The 16,404-nt window shown below is 63.2% G+C and carries 17 protein-coding genes; 12 read left to right on the top strand and 5 right to left on the bottom strand.

Annotated features, from left to right (window positions below; all coding sequences use genetic code 11):
- The first annotated feature begins 19 nt into the window (after positions 1-19).
- Genes AB7535_RS32260 through AB7535_RS32220 form a run of 9 tightly spaced genes read left to right on the top strand, consistent with a single transcriptional unit; the run spans position 20 to position 5,954 of the window.
- Positions 20-811, top strand: coding sequence for an urease accessory protein UreD (locus AB7535_RS32260; RefSeq protein ID WP_354102398.1), 792 nt, complete (start codon positions 20-22; stop codon positions 809-811).
- 26 nt (positions 812-837) lie between these two features.
- On the top strand, positions 838-1,140 hold the full coding sequence (locus tag AB7535_RS32255; RefSeq protein WP_028148889.1) for an urease subunit gamma: 303 nt from the start codon (positions 838-840) through the stop codon (positions 1,138-1,140).
- A gap of 6 nt (positions 1,141-1,146) precedes the next feature.
- Positions 1,147-1,725: a HupE/UreJ family protein gene (locus AB7535_RS32250; protein ID WP_354102399.1), complete on the top strand. Its 579-nt coding sequence runs from the start codon at positions 1,147-1,149 to the stop codon at positions 1,723-1,725.
- A complete protein-coding gene (locus AB7535_RS32245; RefSeq protein ID WP_354102400.1) occupies positions 1,722-2,060 on the top strand; it encodes an urease subunit beta in 339 nt (112 codons plus the stop codon). The genes AB7535_RS32250 and AB7535_RS32245 overlap by 4 nt, the downstream gene beginning before the upstream one ends.
- Before the next feature lie 12 nt (positions 2,061-2,072).
- Positions 2,073-3,776, top strand: a complete 1,704-nt coding sequence (gene ureC / locus AB7535_RS32240; RefSeq protein WP_354113446.1) for an urease subunit alpha — start codon at positions 2,073-2,075, stop codon at positions 3,774-3,776.
- On the top strand, positions 3,725-4,498 hold the full coding sequence (locus AB7535_RS32235; RefSeq protein WP_354113447.1) for an urease accessory protein UreF: 774 nt from the start codon (positions 3,725-3,727) through the stop codon (positions 4,496-4,498). Before ureC ends, AB7535_RS32235 begins: the two co-directional genes overlap by 52 nt.
- Positions 4,495-5,184, top strand: a complete 690-nt coding sequence (gene ureG / locus AB7535_RS32230; RefSeq protein ID WP_354113448.1) for an urease accessory protein UreG — start codon at positions 4,495-4,497, stop codon at positions 5,182-5,184. Before AB7535_RS32235 ends, ureG begins: the two co-directional genes overlap by 4 nt.
- Entirely contained in the window at positions 5,181-5,492 is a 312-nt protein-coding gene (locus AB7535_RS32225; RefSeq protein ID WP_063980899.1) for a chorismate mutase, read from the top strand. The genes ureG and AB7535_RS32225 overlap by 4 nt, the downstream gene beginning before the upstream one ends.
- 24 nt (positions 5,493-5,516) lie before the next feature.
- Positions 5,517-5,954 (top strand): VirK family protein, encoded by a 438-nt coding sequence (locus tag AB7535_RS32220; RefSeq protein WP_084794956.1) that lies wholly within the window; start codon positions 5,517-5,519, stop codon positions 5,952-5,954.
- A gap of 10 nt (positions 5,955-5,964) precedes the next feature.
- Here the strand turns inward: AB7535_RS32220 and AB7535_RS32215 are convergent, their stop codons facing one another.
- From AB7535_RS32215 to AB7535_RS32195, 5 genes are all read right to left on the bottom strand, one after another.
- Complete coding sequence (locus AB7535_RS32215; RefSeq protein ID WP_231143848.1) at positions 5,965-6,318, bottom strand: hypothetical protein; 354 nt, start codon at positions 6,316-6,318, stop codon at positions 5,965-5,967.
- Positions 6,319-6,506: 188 nt separating this feature from the next.
- Positions 6,507-7,286, bottom strand: a complete 780-nt coding sequence (locus AB7535_RS32210) for a DUF2182 domain-containing protein (RefSeq protein WP_166345410.1) — start codon at positions 7,284-7,286, stop codon at positions 6,507-6,509.
- 9 nt (positions 7,287-7,295) lie between these two features.
- Entirely contained in the window at positions 7,296-8,828 is a 1,533-nt protein-coding gene (locus AB7535_RS32205; RefSeq protein ID WP_231143850.1) for a tyrosinase family protein, read from the bottom strand.
- Positions 8,829-9,182: 354 nt separating this feature from the next.
- Positions 9,183-10,220, bottom strand: a complete 1,038-nt coding sequence (locus tag AB7535_RS32200) for a thermonuclease family protein (RefSeq protein WP_166345404.1) — start codon at positions 10,218-10,220, stop codon at positions 9,183-9,185.
- A 240-nt stretch (positions 10,221-10,460) separates the two neighbouring features.
- A complete protein-coding gene (locus AB7535_RS32195; RefSeq protein WP_436856032.1) occupies positions 10,461-10,955 on the bottom strand; it encodes a hypothetical protein in 495 nt (164 codons plus the stop codon).
- A 284-nt stretch (positions 10,956-11,239) separates the two neighbouring features.
- Here AB7535_RS32195 and AB7535_RS32190 point away from each other — a divergent pair, with 284 nt between their 5' ends.
- From AB7535_RS32190 to AB7535_RS32180, 3 genes are all read left to right on the top strand, one after another.
- Positions 11,240-14,296 carry an ATP-binding protein gene (locus tag AB7535_RS32190; protein WP_231145477.1) on the top strand — a complete coding sequence of 1,019 codons (3,057 nt, stop codon included), beginning with the start codon at positions 11,240-11,242 and terminating at the stop codon, positions 14,294-14,296.
- A gap of 347 nt (positions 14,297-14,643) precedes the next feature.
- Entirely contained in the window at positions 14,644-15,864 is a 1,221-nt protein-coding gene (locus tag AB7535_RS32185) for an OpgC domain-containing protein (RefSeq protein ID WP_231143852.1), read from the top strand.
- Between the two features lie 41 nt (positions 15,865-15,905).
- Positions 15,906-16,394 (top strand): DUF2059 domain-containing protein, encoded by a 489-nt coding sequence (locus AB7535_RS32180; protein WP_208088978.1) that lies wholly within the window; start codon positions 15,906-15,908, stop codon positions 16,392-16,394.
- Positions 16,395-16,404 lie beyond the last annotated feature (10 nt).

Below are 16,404 nucleotides of genomic sequence, written 5' to 3'. Positions count from 1 at the left end.
CGCTGTCGGGGAAGCTCGCGTGGTGTTCTCCGGCGCCGCAAACGGCACGGAGATCATCGACGTCTATCAGAAGTTTCCGATGGCCGTTGCCTTCCCGAATGTCGACGATCGTCGGCGCAAGGAGGCGGTCCTCATCAATACCTCGGGCGGTGTCGCAGGCGGCGACGAGATCAGGATCGAGGTGGTCGCTCAAGGGAATGCGTCGGTCGCGGTGACCACGCAGGCCGCGGAGAAGGTCTATCGGGCGCTGGATCGGCCTGCGCGAATCCGGACGCGGTTAAGGGCTGAGGGAAATGCCCGGCTTGCGTGGCTTCCGCAAGAGACGATCGTCTTCAACCAGGCGCGCATCGCGCGACAGACCGAGATCGATGTGAGCTCGGGCACCGAATTGATTGCCCTCGAGTGGCTGGTTCTTGGCCGCATCGAAAGCGGCGAGGAAGTTCTTGCCGGACATATCCTGGACAGTTGGCGCGTCAGGGTCGACGGCCGTCTGGTGTGGGCAGATGGCTTCCTCGCCTCCGACCAGGCGCTCCTGCAGCTTCGGAAGACGGCGCTGCTCTCGAACTGGAAGGCGATCGCGACAATGATCTATTTCGGTCCGGGTCTCGAGGCCCGGCTCGAGAGATTGCGCGAGATCGGTGCGTCCCTGGAATGCGCGTGCGGCGTCACGATCGTGGGCGCGATCATCGTCGTCCGGGTCGCCGCGATTGCAAGCGTGGATCTCAGGCGAGGTCTGCGCCGCTTCCTCGATCAACTCGATCATGAACTCGGATCCGGTCCCTTCGGAGTGCCGAAGATGTGGTCCTGTTAGCAGCGCGGCCAAGTGGGAGGAGCATCTTGAATCTGACGCCACGGGAACGAGACAAGCTGATGATCGCCCTCGCCGCGATCGTTGCGCGCGGCCGGCTCGCGCGCGGCGTCAAGCTGAATTATCCCGAAAGCATCGCATTGATTTCGGATGCCATCATGGAAGGCGCCCGCGACGGACGATCGGTCGCGGACCTGATGTCCGAAGGCGGCCGGCTGCTGCGGCGCGACCAGGTCATGGAGGGCATCCCGGAAATGATCCGCGAGATCCAAGTGGAGGCAACTTTTCCGGACGGGACCAAGCTTGTCCCGGTGCACAACCCGATCCGATAGGAGCTGATGATGCGTATCATCCCGATTTGCGTCGCCGCGTTGAGCCTGCTTGCCGCGCCGGCCTTCGCTCATCCTGTCCCAGGAGCGGGCAGTTCGTTCGACGCCGGTCTCGTCCATCCGTTCAGCGGCGCGGATCATCTGATTGCGATCACCTTGGTGGGAACGTGGAGCGCGCTTGTGGACGGATCCGCGAGAGCGGTGTGGCCGCTGACCTTTCTGATCGCGATGCTGGGCGGCTTCGCCGCGGCAAGCGCGGGACTTGAGCTGGGCTTTGTGGAGGCGGCGATCAGCCTCTCGGTGGTGGCGCTGGGTGCGTTCGTTGCGTTCGAATTCAGGATGCCCGTCATGCTGGGCGCGGCGGCGGTCGGCCTGTTCGCGTTCTTCCATGGTCACGCTCACGGAACTGAAGCCGCCTCGATGCTTGTTCCCTACGTGATCGGCTTCACGACGGCGACCGCCGCTCTTCTCCTGACCGGCATGGTCATCGGGTTCTCAGGAGGAAACGCGGCCAGACGAAGCTTGCTTCGCGCGGCGGGCGTATGCGCCGGGCTTGTCGGGCTGCTGCTGCTTGGAGGCGTGGCATGATTCCCGGGGAGGTCATTCCGGCTGACGGCGACATCGTCCTGAACGGGGACAGGACGGCACTGTCGATTACCGTAGCCAACACCGGCGACCGGCCGGTCCAGGTGGGCAGCCATTATCACTTCGCCGAAGTGAACGCCGCACTCGCGTTCGATCGATCAACCGCTCGTGGATGCCGCCTCGATATCCCGGCCGGGACGGCCGTGCGGTTCGAGCCGGGTCAGTCGCGCGAGGTCTCATTGATTCCGTTTGCCGGAGCGCGGCGCATCTACGGCTTCAGCGGCGGCGTGATGGGACCTCTGGAATCGGGGACCGATGCGTCCGGCGCCAACGAATAAGGTGAGGAAGACATGTCCCACACGATGAGCCGCGCGGCCTATGCGCAGATGTTCGGCCCCACGGTCGGCGACAGGGTGCGCCTGGCGGACACTGACCTGTTCATCGCGCCCGAGAGGGACCTCACGATCTATGGCGAGGAGGTCAAGTTCGGCGGCGGCAAGGTCATTCGCGACGGCATGGGACAATCGCAGCTCACGCGCGCGCAGGGCGCGGTCGATACGGTCATTACCAACGCGCTGATCCTCGATCACTGGGGAATCGTCAAGGCCGACATCGCGATCAGGGACGGGCTCATTGCCGCCATCGGCAAGGCGGGCAACCCCGACATTCAGCCGGGCATCTCGATCATCATTGGGCCGGGGACGGAAATCATCGCGGGCGAGGGCAAGATCATCACCGCCGGCGGAATGGATACGCACATTCATTTCATCTGCCCCCAGCAGATCGACGAGGCGCTCTTCTCGGGCGTCACGACCATGATGGGTGGTGGGACCGGACCCGCCGCAGGGACGACGGCGACGACCTGTACGCCGGGGCCATGGCACATCCATCGGATGCTCGAGGCGCTGGATGGCTTCCCGATGAACTTCGGCATTTTCGGCAAGGGCAATGCGAGCCTACCCGCGGGCCTTGTCGAGCAGATCGAAGCCGGCGCGTGCGGCCTGAAGCTGCACGAAGACTGGGGCGCAACGCCCGCATCGATCGACTGCTGCCTCTCTGTCGCCGACGACATGGACGTGCAGGTCATGATCCACACCGATTCCCTGAACGAAGGCGGGTTCGTCGAGCGCACGATCGCCGCGTTCAAGGGCAGGACGATCCATGCGGCCCATACGGAAGGGGCCGGCGGCGGGCACGCGCCTGATATCATCAAGGTCTGCGGCGAGAGCAACGTCATTCCGGCCTCGACAAATCCCACGCGCCCCTACACCGCGAACACGCTCGACGAAGCACTCGACATGCTGATGGTGACCCACCATCTGGACCGCCGCATTCCGGAGGATGTCGCCTTCGCGGAGAGCCGCATCCGAAAGGAGACGATCGCCGCCGAGGACATCCTGCACGACCTCGGCGCATTCTCGATCGTGTCGTCGGATAGCCAGGCGATGGGGCGCGTCGGCGAGGTGATCACCCGGACGTGGCAAACCGCCGACAAGATGAAGAAGCAGTTCGGGCGGTTGCCGGAGGAGACGGGGCAGAACGACAATTTCAGGGCGCGGCGCTACGTCGCGAAATACACGATCAACCCGGCCATCGTGCAGGGAATGTCACGCCATGTCGGTTCGGTCGAGGTCGGAAAGCTCGCGGACATCGTGGTCTGGGATCCGGCGTTCTTCGGCATCAAGCCCGACATGGTCTTGAAATCCGGCATGATCGTCGCCGCGATCATGGGCGACCCCAATGCGTCGATACCGACGCCTCAGCCGGAATATTACCGGCCGATGTTCGGCGCCTTTGGCCGTTCTCCCGGCAGAAATTCCGTGACCTTCGTCAGTCAGGCCTCGCTCGAAACGACGAGACAGCTGGGCCTGGCAAAGCAACTCCTGCCGGTCTCGAACACGCGGTCGATCGGCAAGCATTCCATGATTCTCAACGACGCGCTGCCCCTCATGGAGGTCGATCCCGAGACCTACGAGGTGCGAGCCGACGGACGGCTGCTCACGTGTCCGCCGGTGAATGTGGTCCCGATGGCGCAGCGCTATTTCATGTACTGACGCGTTGCCGGCATGGTGGTGCGATGACAGACCAGAGTTATGGACAGCAGGCGCTGGCGTTCCTGAGGCTGCAGAGCTGGCTCTCGCCGTCGTTCCCGAACGGGGCCTACAGCTACTCGCACGGACTGGAATGGGCGGTGGAGGCCGGCTATGTCTCCGATCGGCGCAGCCTGATCGATTGGCTCGAGGCCGACCTTTGCTATGGCTCCGGCCGAAACGAAGCCATCTTCTTCAGCGAAGCCTACCGATGCGTGGCCGAGGGTGCCGAGGACCAGCTCCCGGAGCTGGCCGAACTCGCCGCCGCTTCCCGCGGCACATCCGAATTCGTGCTCGAATCCGCCCAGCAATCGTCTGCGTGCCTTTCAACCCTTCGCAGTGTCTGGCCGGATCGAATTCTGGACATGTTCTCCGACCCGAAATGTCCGCCGGTGCTGGCTGTCCTGCTCGGAGCGCGAGCCGCGCGCGAACGGATTGCCGTCGAAATCGCGCTGCCGGCATTCCTGCACAGCTATGTCGCCAATCTGGTGAGCGCGGGCGTGCGATTGGTGCCTCTCGGTCAGACCGATGGTCAGCTCGCCATCGCGGCGCTCGAGCTACCGATCCTGTCGCGCAGTGAAATCGCAAGCCGTGAGACGGTCGACGATCTCGGTTCGGCGGGCCTGATGGTTGAGCTCGCGTCCATCGCACACGAGCTCCAGTATACGAGGTTGTTTCGGTCATGAAGACGATTGAACGCGAGAGCAGGTCTCTCCGCACACCCGGCATTGCGGCAACCAACGGGCCGCTGCGCGTCGGCATCGGCGGTCCGGTCGGTTCCGGAAAGACGGCGCTGGTCGAGGCGCTGTGCAAGCACCTGCGCGATTTCTACGAGATCTACGTCATCACCAACGACATCTACACCAAGGAGGATCAGCTCATTCTGACCCGCGCGCAGGCATTGGCGGCAGAGCGCATCATGGGGGTGGAGACGGGTGGCTGTCCGCATACGGCCATACGGGAGGACGCCTCGATGAACCTGGCGGCAATCCACGACATGAACCTGAAGTTTCCGGACGCGGAGCTTTGCTTCGTCGAGTCGGGCGGCGACAATCTCGCCGCCACCTTCAGCCCAGAGCTTGCGGACCTGACCGTCTACGTCATCGACGTCGCCGCCGGAGAGAAGATCCCGCGCAAGGGAGGGCCGGGGATCATGCGATCCGATCTGCTGGTGATCAACAAGATCGACCTGGCTCCCATGGTGGGCGCGAATCTGGAGATCATGGAAGCGGACGCGCGGCGGATGCGAGGCGCGCGACCGTTCATCTTCTCCAATCTGAAGAGTGGCCAAGGTGTCGACGAGATCGCGGGCTTCATTCTGCAGAAGGGCGGGTTGTCCGCCGCGGCGCTGCCTGGAGGTGCCGATCGATGACGGATGATGACCAGGAGTTTGCCGGCGATCTCGCCAGGCTGCGCCGCAGCATCGACAATCTGGATGCGGCGATGGTGCACCTGCTCGCAGAACGCTTTCGCTGCACGGATGCGATCGGAGAGCTCAAGGCCAGGCATGGACTGGAATCCCGGGATCCCAGACGTGAAGCGGCGCAATTGAAACGGCTTCGCATCCTTGCCGCACAGAGCGGGCTCGATCCGGATTTTACCCGGAAGCTGCATGCCCTGGTCGTTCGAGAGGTCATCACCAATCATGAGGCGGTGAAGTTCGAGTCGGGAGCCGGCTAGAGCCTCAATCCCTGGGAGCCACATTTGTCGAATGATCTGCGCAGCTGCGCTGCCGCTCTGGCGATCGTGGCAAGCTTCTGGACGCACCCCGCGATCGCGGACGAACCCGGAAATGCCGACTATGCGGCGCTGAACAAGGCGATCGTCGACGGCAAGGAATTTCGCATGCTCGTCGACCTTTCAGCCTGTCAAGTTCACGGCACGGGCGCGGCGGGGCCTCCGGTCAAGGCGAGCATGCGGTTTGACGGATACATGATCCAGCCTGACGGGACGATCGCTTTTGCAACGACCCATTTCACGGTGAGACCGGACAAGGCGGTCAGGGAATTCCTGTCGTTCAGGGTGCACCCAAATGGCAGGATCGAGGCGCGCACGATGGTCCTGGATGCCGTCAATGACGCCGTTCTCAAGGATACGGCATTCGATTGCGAGATTGGAAAAGGCGCGACATTCCACTGGTGATGCGCGGTCGTTACGCGGACTGGTCGACCAGGCTGCCGGGCTGCTGGCCCTTCTTCTCCAGCTCCTTTTCGATGGCGTCCCGGATCTTCTGCTCCACCGCCGCTTTCTGGTCCGGGGTCATGTTGGCGAGGTCGGCCTCGCTGAGATTCATGCTCTTCAGAATGGCAGCCCGCATACGGTCGAAGGGATTCATCTTCGCGTATTTCAGGAACTCCTGCACGACGCTGCTGTCGCCCGATGCGCCATCTTCGCTTGCTTGCGAGGGCCCACTATTGTCGGTCACCGACGGCTTCGATGCACCGGTCGATGAGCCGGCTTTCGCAGGCTGGTAGCCGAAGATTGAAGCTCCTGGCGTGACTTGCATGTTCGGCCCCTCGAGACGATCGCGAAGGGCAAGCAACGTACGTGCCAAATCTTTTCGTTCGATTTCCCGATGTTTCCGGGCACGCGCTCATCGGCAGCTTGAAAAAATTGCCGGTGCGGCGGTGTCGCCGGCAAAGTTTGCCCGGTCGCCTACGGGAATCGCGTCGTCGCGCGTGCCGTCGGCACCGATCAGGTTGCCTTCACTCCGGCGCTCTCCGAGCGTCGCCAAAGGCCAAGCCTGAACCATAGCAGCCTGGCAGCGGTCGATGGCCATCGCACCTCCCAGGCCGGGCGCCGCGGTTTGTCCAGGCGCTCGGCGATCAAGAATGCACTGGTCGCGGCCATCGCCGCCAAATGCCCGCCTTGCGTCACCAACGGAACGAGCATCAGCGCCCAGCAGGCTCCGCAACACCAGATACCCTGGGTGACGCCATATCCGAGAGCAGCCAGATCGGCCCTGATCCCATACGCCGCCAGCGGCGGCTGGTCGTGGCAGTGGTTCAGGCAGATCTGTTTCCCGGGGGAGAATTGCCAGACCAGGACGAGCGATCCCGCCAATGCGATCGTGACGATCGATGATGATTGCATCAGTTGCAGCGCCAGCGCGGCCAGCACGATGGGAACGCCACAGGCAACCCAGATGGCGCAATATCCGATCACGAAGAGCGCCATCGACCGCATGCGTCGGCGCGGCAGGCTTCGCGCACGCACGTGCCCAAGAGCGCCCGCGAGCATCGGCGTCATCATCGCCGCGACCATCAGCATCCATTCGCCGGCGAGTGTTGTCGGCGAATAGAACGTCATGGCAAGGGTGAGCTGATCGAGCGACAGTGCCGGCCAGACATCGCTGTTGCAGAAGGCGACGAGCCTGCGCTGGTCCGACAACGCCACGACGGCCGCCCACGCGGCGGCTGCCGCGACGGTGAGCGGAATACGGATTTGCAGACGCTCGTAGGCCGCGGGCGTCATGAGCTGCCGTCAATCGCCCTGTCGGACGATGCTGATGCGGCCGACACTCACGTCGGCCGACTGCTGCACCGGCGCGACGGCCTGGAGGCGAACGCCGACCTTTGCGGGATCGGCATTGCCCGAACCGGCGAACTCCGAATAGGGCTTGGTAATGTTCAGCGCATACGACAAGCCGTCTCCCGCGTGCCCGGTATCGCTCTCCGTCGCCTTGGTGATGCCGAACAGCCCGATGCTCCCGACCTGCCGCTCGAAGGACGGCGCGCCGTCCTTCCCCGCAAACTGCAGATACACCTGCAGCACGGTGGCGTCGGAATATCCGCGCACATTCTCCAGATTGAGAAAGACCTGCTCCGCGCGCGCCCCGGGCGCGGGGCCGGCAGCCAGCCTGGCGGCAACTTTCGTATGCGTACGCGCATCGAGTTGCACGGAGGTCTCGGCACCTTTCCCTGCGACGGGAAGCGATTGGGCATTGGCGCCAAGCACCTCAACTGTTGCTCCAGTCGATCTCGCCATCGCGACCGCTCCGGATGATGTCGCTGTCCTGCCGGCGACGGCCGCCAATGGCGCGCCTGCCGGCGAGAAATCGCTGTAAGTATAGCCCACCCCGGCAAAGTCCGACATCTGTTCCGGCGTGTACTCCCACGGCGAGCCGTCGGGGAGAGGAACGACAAATTTGTGCTGGCCGAGGCTGGCAGGTCCCTTCTTCCAACTGGCTTCTTCGGGATCCGTGTTTTGGGAATCGCTCTGCCTCCAGCTTTGCCACAGCCGATCGATATTCGCGTGGTGCAGCCAGAAGATGGGATCCAGACCGGCCGTCACCGGTGACGACATCAGTCCTGGCAATGGCCTCGTGCTCGCCTCCGGGAACATCTTCTCGCCGCCGACAAGGCCGTGAACCTGGTCGTGCGGTTGACTTTCGATGTCGCCATGCTTGGTGCCGCCGTGCTCGAAGCCGGTGTCGATGCCACCGAAGCCGCGGTCGCCGCCACTTGCCACACCGGTGAACTCGTGAACGTCCATCGCGTCCAGGTTCACGGCGTCGAGCGGGACGAAGACCTTGCCGGGCTGCGAGGGATCGCCGGGTCCCCACCGCTGTTCAATGAAGAGGGGATTGTTGCCTGTGCCGTCCGGCCAGTCCGGGCTGCCGAATGCCGGCGGCAAGCCATCCTGACCGGGTTTGAAGTAGTTCCAGTAGGGCAAGGTCCAGTCAGGCGGCCCGCCGAGCGTCACGACGGTCGAACGAATGAGCTTCTCAAATCCGATCAGATAGCCGCGGTGCCACGGCAGAAAATACCAGCTGCCGTGCTGACATTGCTGCCAGAACTCGTCGAAGTCGGCCTGGGCAGGAACTTGCTCGGCAGGCGCCTTGTAGCCGTAGAACTCCCACAGGCCCTGATGATAGCCGTGCATGCCGGCCCAGAAGCGCCAGCTGGTTCGATCGTTGAGCGGCTTCGGCCTCAATGCGCCAACCGCGCGCGCGTACCAGAGAATCGGATCCGCCCAGTCGCCGCCAAGCTCCCACACGTTCTGTCGAACCAGCATGCCGTTCTCCTTGTCGCTTGACTGCGGCGCCGGCCGGCCGAGAGAACGGGCAGGCGGCTCCGCCGGATTGATCTTCCGCTCATCCACCAGCTCGCCTTGAGAGCCGGCATCTTGGGTCACTCGGACTTCGACCGAGGACGCCCTGCAATCGCCGCGGCCAGGAAAATAGACGAAAAATCTATGGTTGTGTAGTAGCGAATTCTAACCGTTAGCGCGAGCAGCCTTTGATCGGCCAGGCTCGGCCGCCGGAAATGCCTGCAACGACAGGAGAATAGCGGCGCATGAACGTGCGAGCTCACGGCCGGCAACAATCTGCGACAAAACGCCGTTGATGCCGGTCGGCCGCGCACGTCCTCAGAACGTCGTGATCGGCTTGCCGTCCGCCCCCACGAGGCTCGACGGCGCCTCGCCGAACACCAGCCCCTCCGGCTGAAACTTGATCGTCTTGCCGCCTTCGACGAAGTCGGCGAAATTGCGCGGCGTGGCCGAGTGCACGCCGTTGGTCAGGAAGTCGTCGATCTCGTAGCAGGTGTCGGGCTTGCCGCCGGAGCCTTCGCCCAGAAATTTCTGGAAGGTCTGGCTCGTCACCTTCGCCTTCTTGCGCGCCGACCAGTTGGTGTAGCGGCGATAGAGCTTTGGCAGGATCACCGGACCCTTGTCGGTCGCGAGCACGTCGGTCTCGTTCTTCCTGGGTTCGCGCAGGTCGAAGTCGAAAGCGGGAATCGTCTTGGCGAGATGCTTCCAGACCGGCAGCTTCTGCGCGCGTGCGGGCTTCGCGAGCGCGAGGAAGGCCTTGATCTCGTCGTCGTTCATCGAAGAGTAGAAGGTTGGATAGGCAAAGCCCTGTTCGACCAGCCAGTGGTTGATGTCGATGGTCTTGCCGGCGACCGTCACCTCGATGTCGCCGACCAGCCGGCCATAGGTGTCGAACACCTCGTTCGGCGCATCGACATGGGTGAACACGCGGCAGGCGAGCGTCGGCCCGCCGGCGCTGCTGAGGAAGTCATGCAGCGCCTTGCTCGTCGTCGCGCCCAGAAACTGCCGGTAGGGGTGTGTGACCTCGTGATAGGCCTGCCGCTTGGCGTCGCTCAGGCCCTTCTTCTCGGCGGCCGAGAGCGGCGAGGGCTGATAATGCAGCTCGGGCGCGTCGATGCCCTGAAGGCGAATGGTGAGCTTGCCGTTCTTGATCGGCGCCGACGCGGTCCGGCCCTTGACCTTGGCGCCCTCGAAGACGTGGGTCGGCTGGAACGGCACCGAATCGTTCTTGCGGAAGCGGATCGCGTCTGGGGCGACATTCACCACGACCTTGGTGGTGTCGGCGTCCGACCGGCCCTCCGGCCAGAACTGGCTGACATCGATGGTGCCTACGACCTCCAGCAGTCCAACGGGCATCGGGCGCTCCTGTCAAACGAACGCGGCGGTCGCCTCAAGCAGGCGACTCGCACGCGCACTGGCAGGTAGCGGATCATCTTCGTGCGACAGGCCCGTGACGGGGCGCGGCCGCGAGACAGTGCAACGCGGCCTTCGAGCGGAGCGGGCGGGGCATGATTGGTCCGTCGTGCAACGCATGCTGTGGCGACGACGGACCATCTTAGATTGGTGCGGAAGCCTCCGCGCTGCTCCCGCTCGGAATCAGGGTCGGTACGGACAGACCATCGTCAGGTGGAGCAGCGTCGGCGCCTGGTCCTCGCCGTTGTCGTATTCCCACTCCAGCCGGATTTCGTGCCGGTCGGCATAGGCGTCGCTCGCCGCGTGGGTGATGATGTTCGTCTTCATCGGGATCGGCGGCTCGGAATTGAAGCACTTCCGCACGCAGGCATCGAGCAGCGCGCATCGCGTCAGCGGGATCACGCCGGGCTCGTCCTTGGACAGCGGGACCGTATTCAACTGCGTGGTGAGGTCGACGCGAGCCCGTCCCTTCTCCTTGTGCCAGTACGCCGCGCTCCCGTCCGGCCATTTGTCCGCTGGCGTCAGGATCAGATGGTACTGGCCGTACTCCAGGGTCGGCACGTGGATGTCCGACGACGCCTTGAGGATGTCCACGCTCCTCTGCATATTTTCCAGAGGGAAATAATTGTCGTTCATCAAATCTTTGAATGAAGCCCCGGTGTAAGTTCTCGACCCCATCGTCTTTTCCCTCAATATGTCCTTGGCTTTGTGAAAATACATACAGCTCCGCGACGCCGGTTAGTTTTGCCAACCCGGCTTCGCCGAATATATGCCCCATCTTTGCTGGGATTTGCATAGGCTACCACTCAGGACTGTGTTTCGTCCAGATCGCCAACCGCACCGTGCTCCGCTAACGGCGATGGGCAAGTCCGATTGCTAAGCGGTTCTTGATAGGTATTCTTACCACGAGTTGCTCGCGGGCGCTGGACGACAGCGACGCCGCGATCCTTGAAGGCGCAGGAATGCATTGCTTCGCGTGCCAGTCGGCGATTGATTCGGACGATAGCTGGTGCTCCAAGTGTGGGGCGGCGGTACGTCGGCGTGCTGATCCCGACAGCGAGCGGCGGTTTGTGACAATTCTCCGAGCCGACGTCATCGACTCCACAGGGCTTGTTGCCGAATTGGAGCCGGAGGAGGCCGTCTCACGCCTGGAGCCAGCGCTGGCGGCCATGAGGGGCGCGGTACGCCAGTTTGGCGGCATCGTCAGCAAGGAGTTGGGGGACGGCTTGGCCGCTGTCTTTGGTGCCCCGATCGCCGACGACAACCATGCTCCGCTGGCCTGCCATGCGGCCATCGAGCTTGTCCGGCGGGTCGGCAGTCTTGGCGATCCCGGACTTCAGGTTCGGGTCGGCCTCCATTCGGGGCACGTCGTCGCCTATATGGTCGCCAGCGAGTTTTCCAAGGTCTACGAGATCGGAGGAGCCGCTCAGCATCTTGCCGCGAGGCTGGAGGCCGCGGCCGAGGCCAATCAGATCTACGTGTCGGAGGCCTGCCAGAAACTCGCGGATGGACATGTCCGATTCGAAGCCTTGGGTCGCAAGGTGCTGCGCGGTTTCAACGAGCCGCTGCCGGTCTACCGTGTCGTCGGAGCGAGCGACCTTTCAAGCTGGCGGGTGCGACGAGCGCGGAGCGTTTCGCGGTTTGTCGATCGCACGACTGAGCGGGCCCTTTTGGCACGTGCCGCGGAGAGGTCCAGTGCAAGCCGGCAGACGGTCCTGCTGATCGGCGATGCAGGCATCGGAAAATCGCGGCTCGCGCATGAGTTCGCCCAGGAGCTCAAGGCCGATGGCTGGCGGCTGATTGACGCCGAGTGTAGTCCGAACCTTCAGGGCGTGCCGTTCAGCGCGCTCAAGCGCGCCATACTTTCGATCTTCGAAGTTGCCGCCAGAGATTCGGATAGTCTGGTCGACATCCGAAAGGAGTTGCCGGCAATCCATCAGCTCGCGATCGATTCCATATTGGATATTCCGGTCGCGGATCATCGCTGGAGTGAGCTGGAGCCTTACGCGCGCGCGCGTGCCATTTCCGATGCAAGTTGCGCCATCGTGCAAAGCCTGGCCTTTCAACAGCGTACGGTTCTTCTCATCGAGGACCTGCACTGGATCGACCGAGCCAGCGATGCGGTTGTTGCTGCAATCGCGTCGTTACAGAGTCCCAACCTGATAGTTTTTCTCACGAGCAGGCCGAACGGCATGCCCGAGTGGATCGCACGCTGCCATGCGGAAGTGATTGCAATGCGCCCCCTGGATGACGATTCGGGATTGGCCATGTTGGCCGATATGCTCGGACCGTCGGCGATGAACACCGATTTGAAGAACCGGATCATCTCTCATACTGCCAACGTTCCTCTATTTCTCGAGGAAGTCTGCCGTGGACTGAAAGATAGTGGCACGCTTCGCGGTCAGTGGGGTGACCTTGCGCTCGTTCGACCTATTGACGAGCTCGGCATCCCTACCAGCATTCAGGGGGTGATTGCGGCGCGGCTCGATCGTGTCTCAAGGCAGGAGCGCTCGGTTCTCCAAATAGCGGCGGCGCTGGGGCCGCGCTCAAGCGTGATGATGCTGAGGAACGTCGCCGCGCTGCCCGAAGACATTCTCCAGGATTGCCTCGGAGCGCTCGACCGAGCCGAGATCCTCGTCAGGATCGATAGTGAACTTGAGGACTCGATCGAGTTCCAGCACGAGATGGTCCGCCAAGTGACCTACGAGTCGATGGTCGAAAAGGTGCGCGAGAATATACATGGGCGAATACTTGCGGCCTTCGAAAGCGACGAGACATGGAGCGACGGTCCTGACACGCTTTGCTACCACGCGATGCGCGCGAAGGATTGGCTGAAAGCGTTCGGGTACGGGAGAGGTGCCGCGCAGAAATGTCTTGTGCGCTCGGCGTATGCCGATGCGGTCGACTATTTCGGGATCGCTATGAGTTCGCTCGACAAGATGCCGATGACTCTCTCGCGGGAGGCAGATGCAATTGACCTCCGGATGGAGGCGCGAATGGCATTCATCTGGTCCGGTCAGGTTGCCGAGTGGATCGATCTCGGAAAAGAGGCCGAACGCCGGGCTAGTGGAATTGACGACATCGGAAGAAAGGTCGCCGCCATGACCGTCATGGCGGGTGGACAGAATTTCTACGGAACGCCAACTGAAGCGGTTGCGCTCGGCCAGGAGGTCGTTGGCCTCGCCGAGAAGTCAGGCAACCCGGGTTGGCGCAACCTTGCACAATACAATCTGGGACAGGCCTATTTTCTCGCCGGTCGATATCGCGAAGCGGAGCAGATGTTGGCGCAAGGCCGCGCTAATCTCATGGGACCCGAAGCGAGCGCGCCGTTTGCCACTCCCCCAAAATACACACTCCTCCTCTGCTGCATGATGAAGAGCTTCACCCACACCGTCATGGGCGAACTCGACGCCGCCGAGCAGTTCCAGCAACAAGCTTCGGCGATCGCGGAAGAGACCAACCGCCCCTACGACCGCGTCGCCGCCGCCTATAGCGGCGGCTGGCTGATGCTCGGGCGCAACGAGCCGGCCGCGGCCGCTGCCATTCTCGAAGACGGTTTTGTGCTGGCGCAGAAGCACGGCATCCGGCTGTTCGTGCCGGTGCTCGCCTGTCACCTCGGCATCGCCTATCTGGAGCAGGGGCTGTTCGACCGGGCGCGCGGCATGCTGGCCGAGGCGCGCGAGGAGGCGAAGGCGGTCGGCTATACCTCGGCGGTGCTGCGCAGCTCGATCTACCTTGCGCTCGCAACCTTCCGCCTCGGCGACGTCCAGGCCGCGCAGAACATGCTGCGCGAGGCGCGCAACACCGCTCGCCAGCAGGGGTTTTCCGGCCTCGAGGCCGAGGCACTGCTCGGCGAGGCCGTGGTGACGCCGCCGACGGATGCGGCGAACAAGGCCGCGATCATCGTCGCCTTGCGCGCGGCCATCGCGATCGCCTCCGAGAGCGGCGCGCTGCCGCTCCAGCACAAGGCCGAGGCGATGCTGACCGAGATGCTTGCCCGGGGCGGCGAGCTGACCTGACCCTGCTCCCTCCCTGGCGTGCGATCGTACCGCCGGGCCGATTTTTTGCCCCACGGGCCGTTTGAGTTTCGCAGGCAAAGCAAGGACTTAAGAGACCGTCTCTACTGTGCATGGGGTTGTTTTCGACATTTTACAGGGAGGACCACCACCTCCAGCCGGCGCCGTTCAAGGTCTCATGACTTGCCGGACGCGGTCTGTGCGCCCCGATGACGAAGCCCCTTGCACGGACGCCAAGGTCGGCTACCGTCGGCACTAGCCGCAGGGCCAGGTGACTTTTGATTTACATTTTTTAGCATCCGATCTTTCGGCGCCGCGACGGCGCGACGCCCACCGGACGAGGCGGGGCCATGAGCACACGGGACCAGTCAGCTTTGTTGGCGCCGGTCGAGCGCGATTTGCGGCTCGATCTCTTCCGCGGCGTCGGGTTGTGGATGATCTTCCTCGATCACATCCCGCACGACGTCGTGGCCTGGCTGACCTTGCGCAACTACGGCTTCAGTGACGCCGCCGAGTTTTTCGTCTTCATCTCCGGCTATCTGGTCGGCTGGATCTACGGGCCGATCGTCGCCGGCGGATGGTTTCTCGCCGCGCTGAAGCGGCTGTGGCGGCGCGCGGGCGAGATGTACGTTGCCCACATCATGCTGTTCCTGCTGTTCACTGCGCAGATCGCGCGCACGGTCAGGAGGTTCGACAACCCGATGTATGCGGACGAGTTCAACGTTCACAATTTTCTCGACCATCCGGACATCCTGATAGGTCAGGCGCTTTCGCTGCGCTACAAGCCGGTCAATCTCGACGTGCTGCCGCTCTACATCACGCTGGTGCTCGCGGCGCCCTTCATCGTGTGGGGCCTGGTGCGCCGGCCGAACCTGACGCTGGCTGCCTCCGTGGTGTTGTATGTGTTGGCGCGCCGGTTCGACTGGAACATCGCCTCCTATCCGCCGGGCACGACCTGGTACTTCAACCCGTTCTGCTGGCAGCTGATGTTCGTGTTCGCCGCCTGGTGTGGCGTCGGCCAGATCGACAAGATCGCAACATGGGTGTGGTCGAAGGCGGCGATGACGCTGGCCGCGGCCTGGCTCGCCTTCGCATTCCTGATCGTGATGACCTGGCACATCCCTGCGCTCGAGGCGCTGATCCCGAAATGGATGATCAAGGCGATCTACCCGATCGACAAGACCGACCTCGACATGCTGCGCTTCACGCACTTTCTGGCGGTGGCGATCTGGATGACCTATTTCATCCCGCGTCACTGGAAGGCGTTGCATTCGAAATGGCTGCACCCGGTCATCCTCTGCGGCCAGCATTCGCTGCCGATCTTTTGCCTCAGCGTGTTCCTGTCGTTCTCGGCGCATTGGATCCTGATGCAATTCACCAGGGGCGTCTGGGAGCAACTCGCCGTCTCGTTCGCCGGCTTCGTCATCATGTTCGGGGCGGCGTGGCTGCTCGACCGCGCCGAGCGGGTGCCCAGCCTCTTCGTCAAGGTGACGGATGTCGACGACGAGCGGGAGGCCGCCGGCGAAGGCGTGCCGGTAACGGTCATCGGCGCGGCTCCGGCTCGCCGCTGAGAACACGTCGCGTCGCCGGGACGATTTTTCGGGAGAGATGCATGTCGAGATTTTTGTTGACGATTGCCGGCGCCCTCCTGCTCCTCGTCTGCAACGCGTCGGCGCAAGGGCCGTCGCCCGAGGCGATGGATGCTGCACGAAAACTCGTCGCCACGCTGAAGATCGCAGATCAGTATCGCGCGGCGCTCCCGCAGCTCCTGCTCAAGCTGAGACCCGTGGTCGCGCAGGACCGGCCTGAGATCGAGCGCGATTATGACGCAATGACGGCGCCGGGCTCCGACATCTACGCGCCGTTCTTTGCCTCGATGATCGACCAGATCGCCGCTCTCTATGCCCAAAACTTCACCGTCGACGAGCTGCGCCAGATCGAGGCGTTCTATGCCCAGCCTGCTGGCCGGAAGTTTATGGAAAAGTCCGATGCGCTGGCGCAGGCGAGCGCGCAGATCGGCCAGGACGTCAGCCAGAAGGCCGCAGATGAACTAAAGCTGCGTCTCATCGAGGCGCTGCGCCAGAAAGCGCACAAGCCGTAGACCGTCATGC

It is taken from the genome of Bradyrhizobium sp. 956_D2_N1_4, assembly GCF_052076025.1.
Lineage (GTDB): Bacteria > Pseudomonadota > Alphaproteobacteria > Rhizobiales > Xanthobacteraceae > Bradyrhizobium > Bradyrhizobium barranii.
This window is presented reverse-complemented; position numbering and strand designations above follow the sequence as displayed.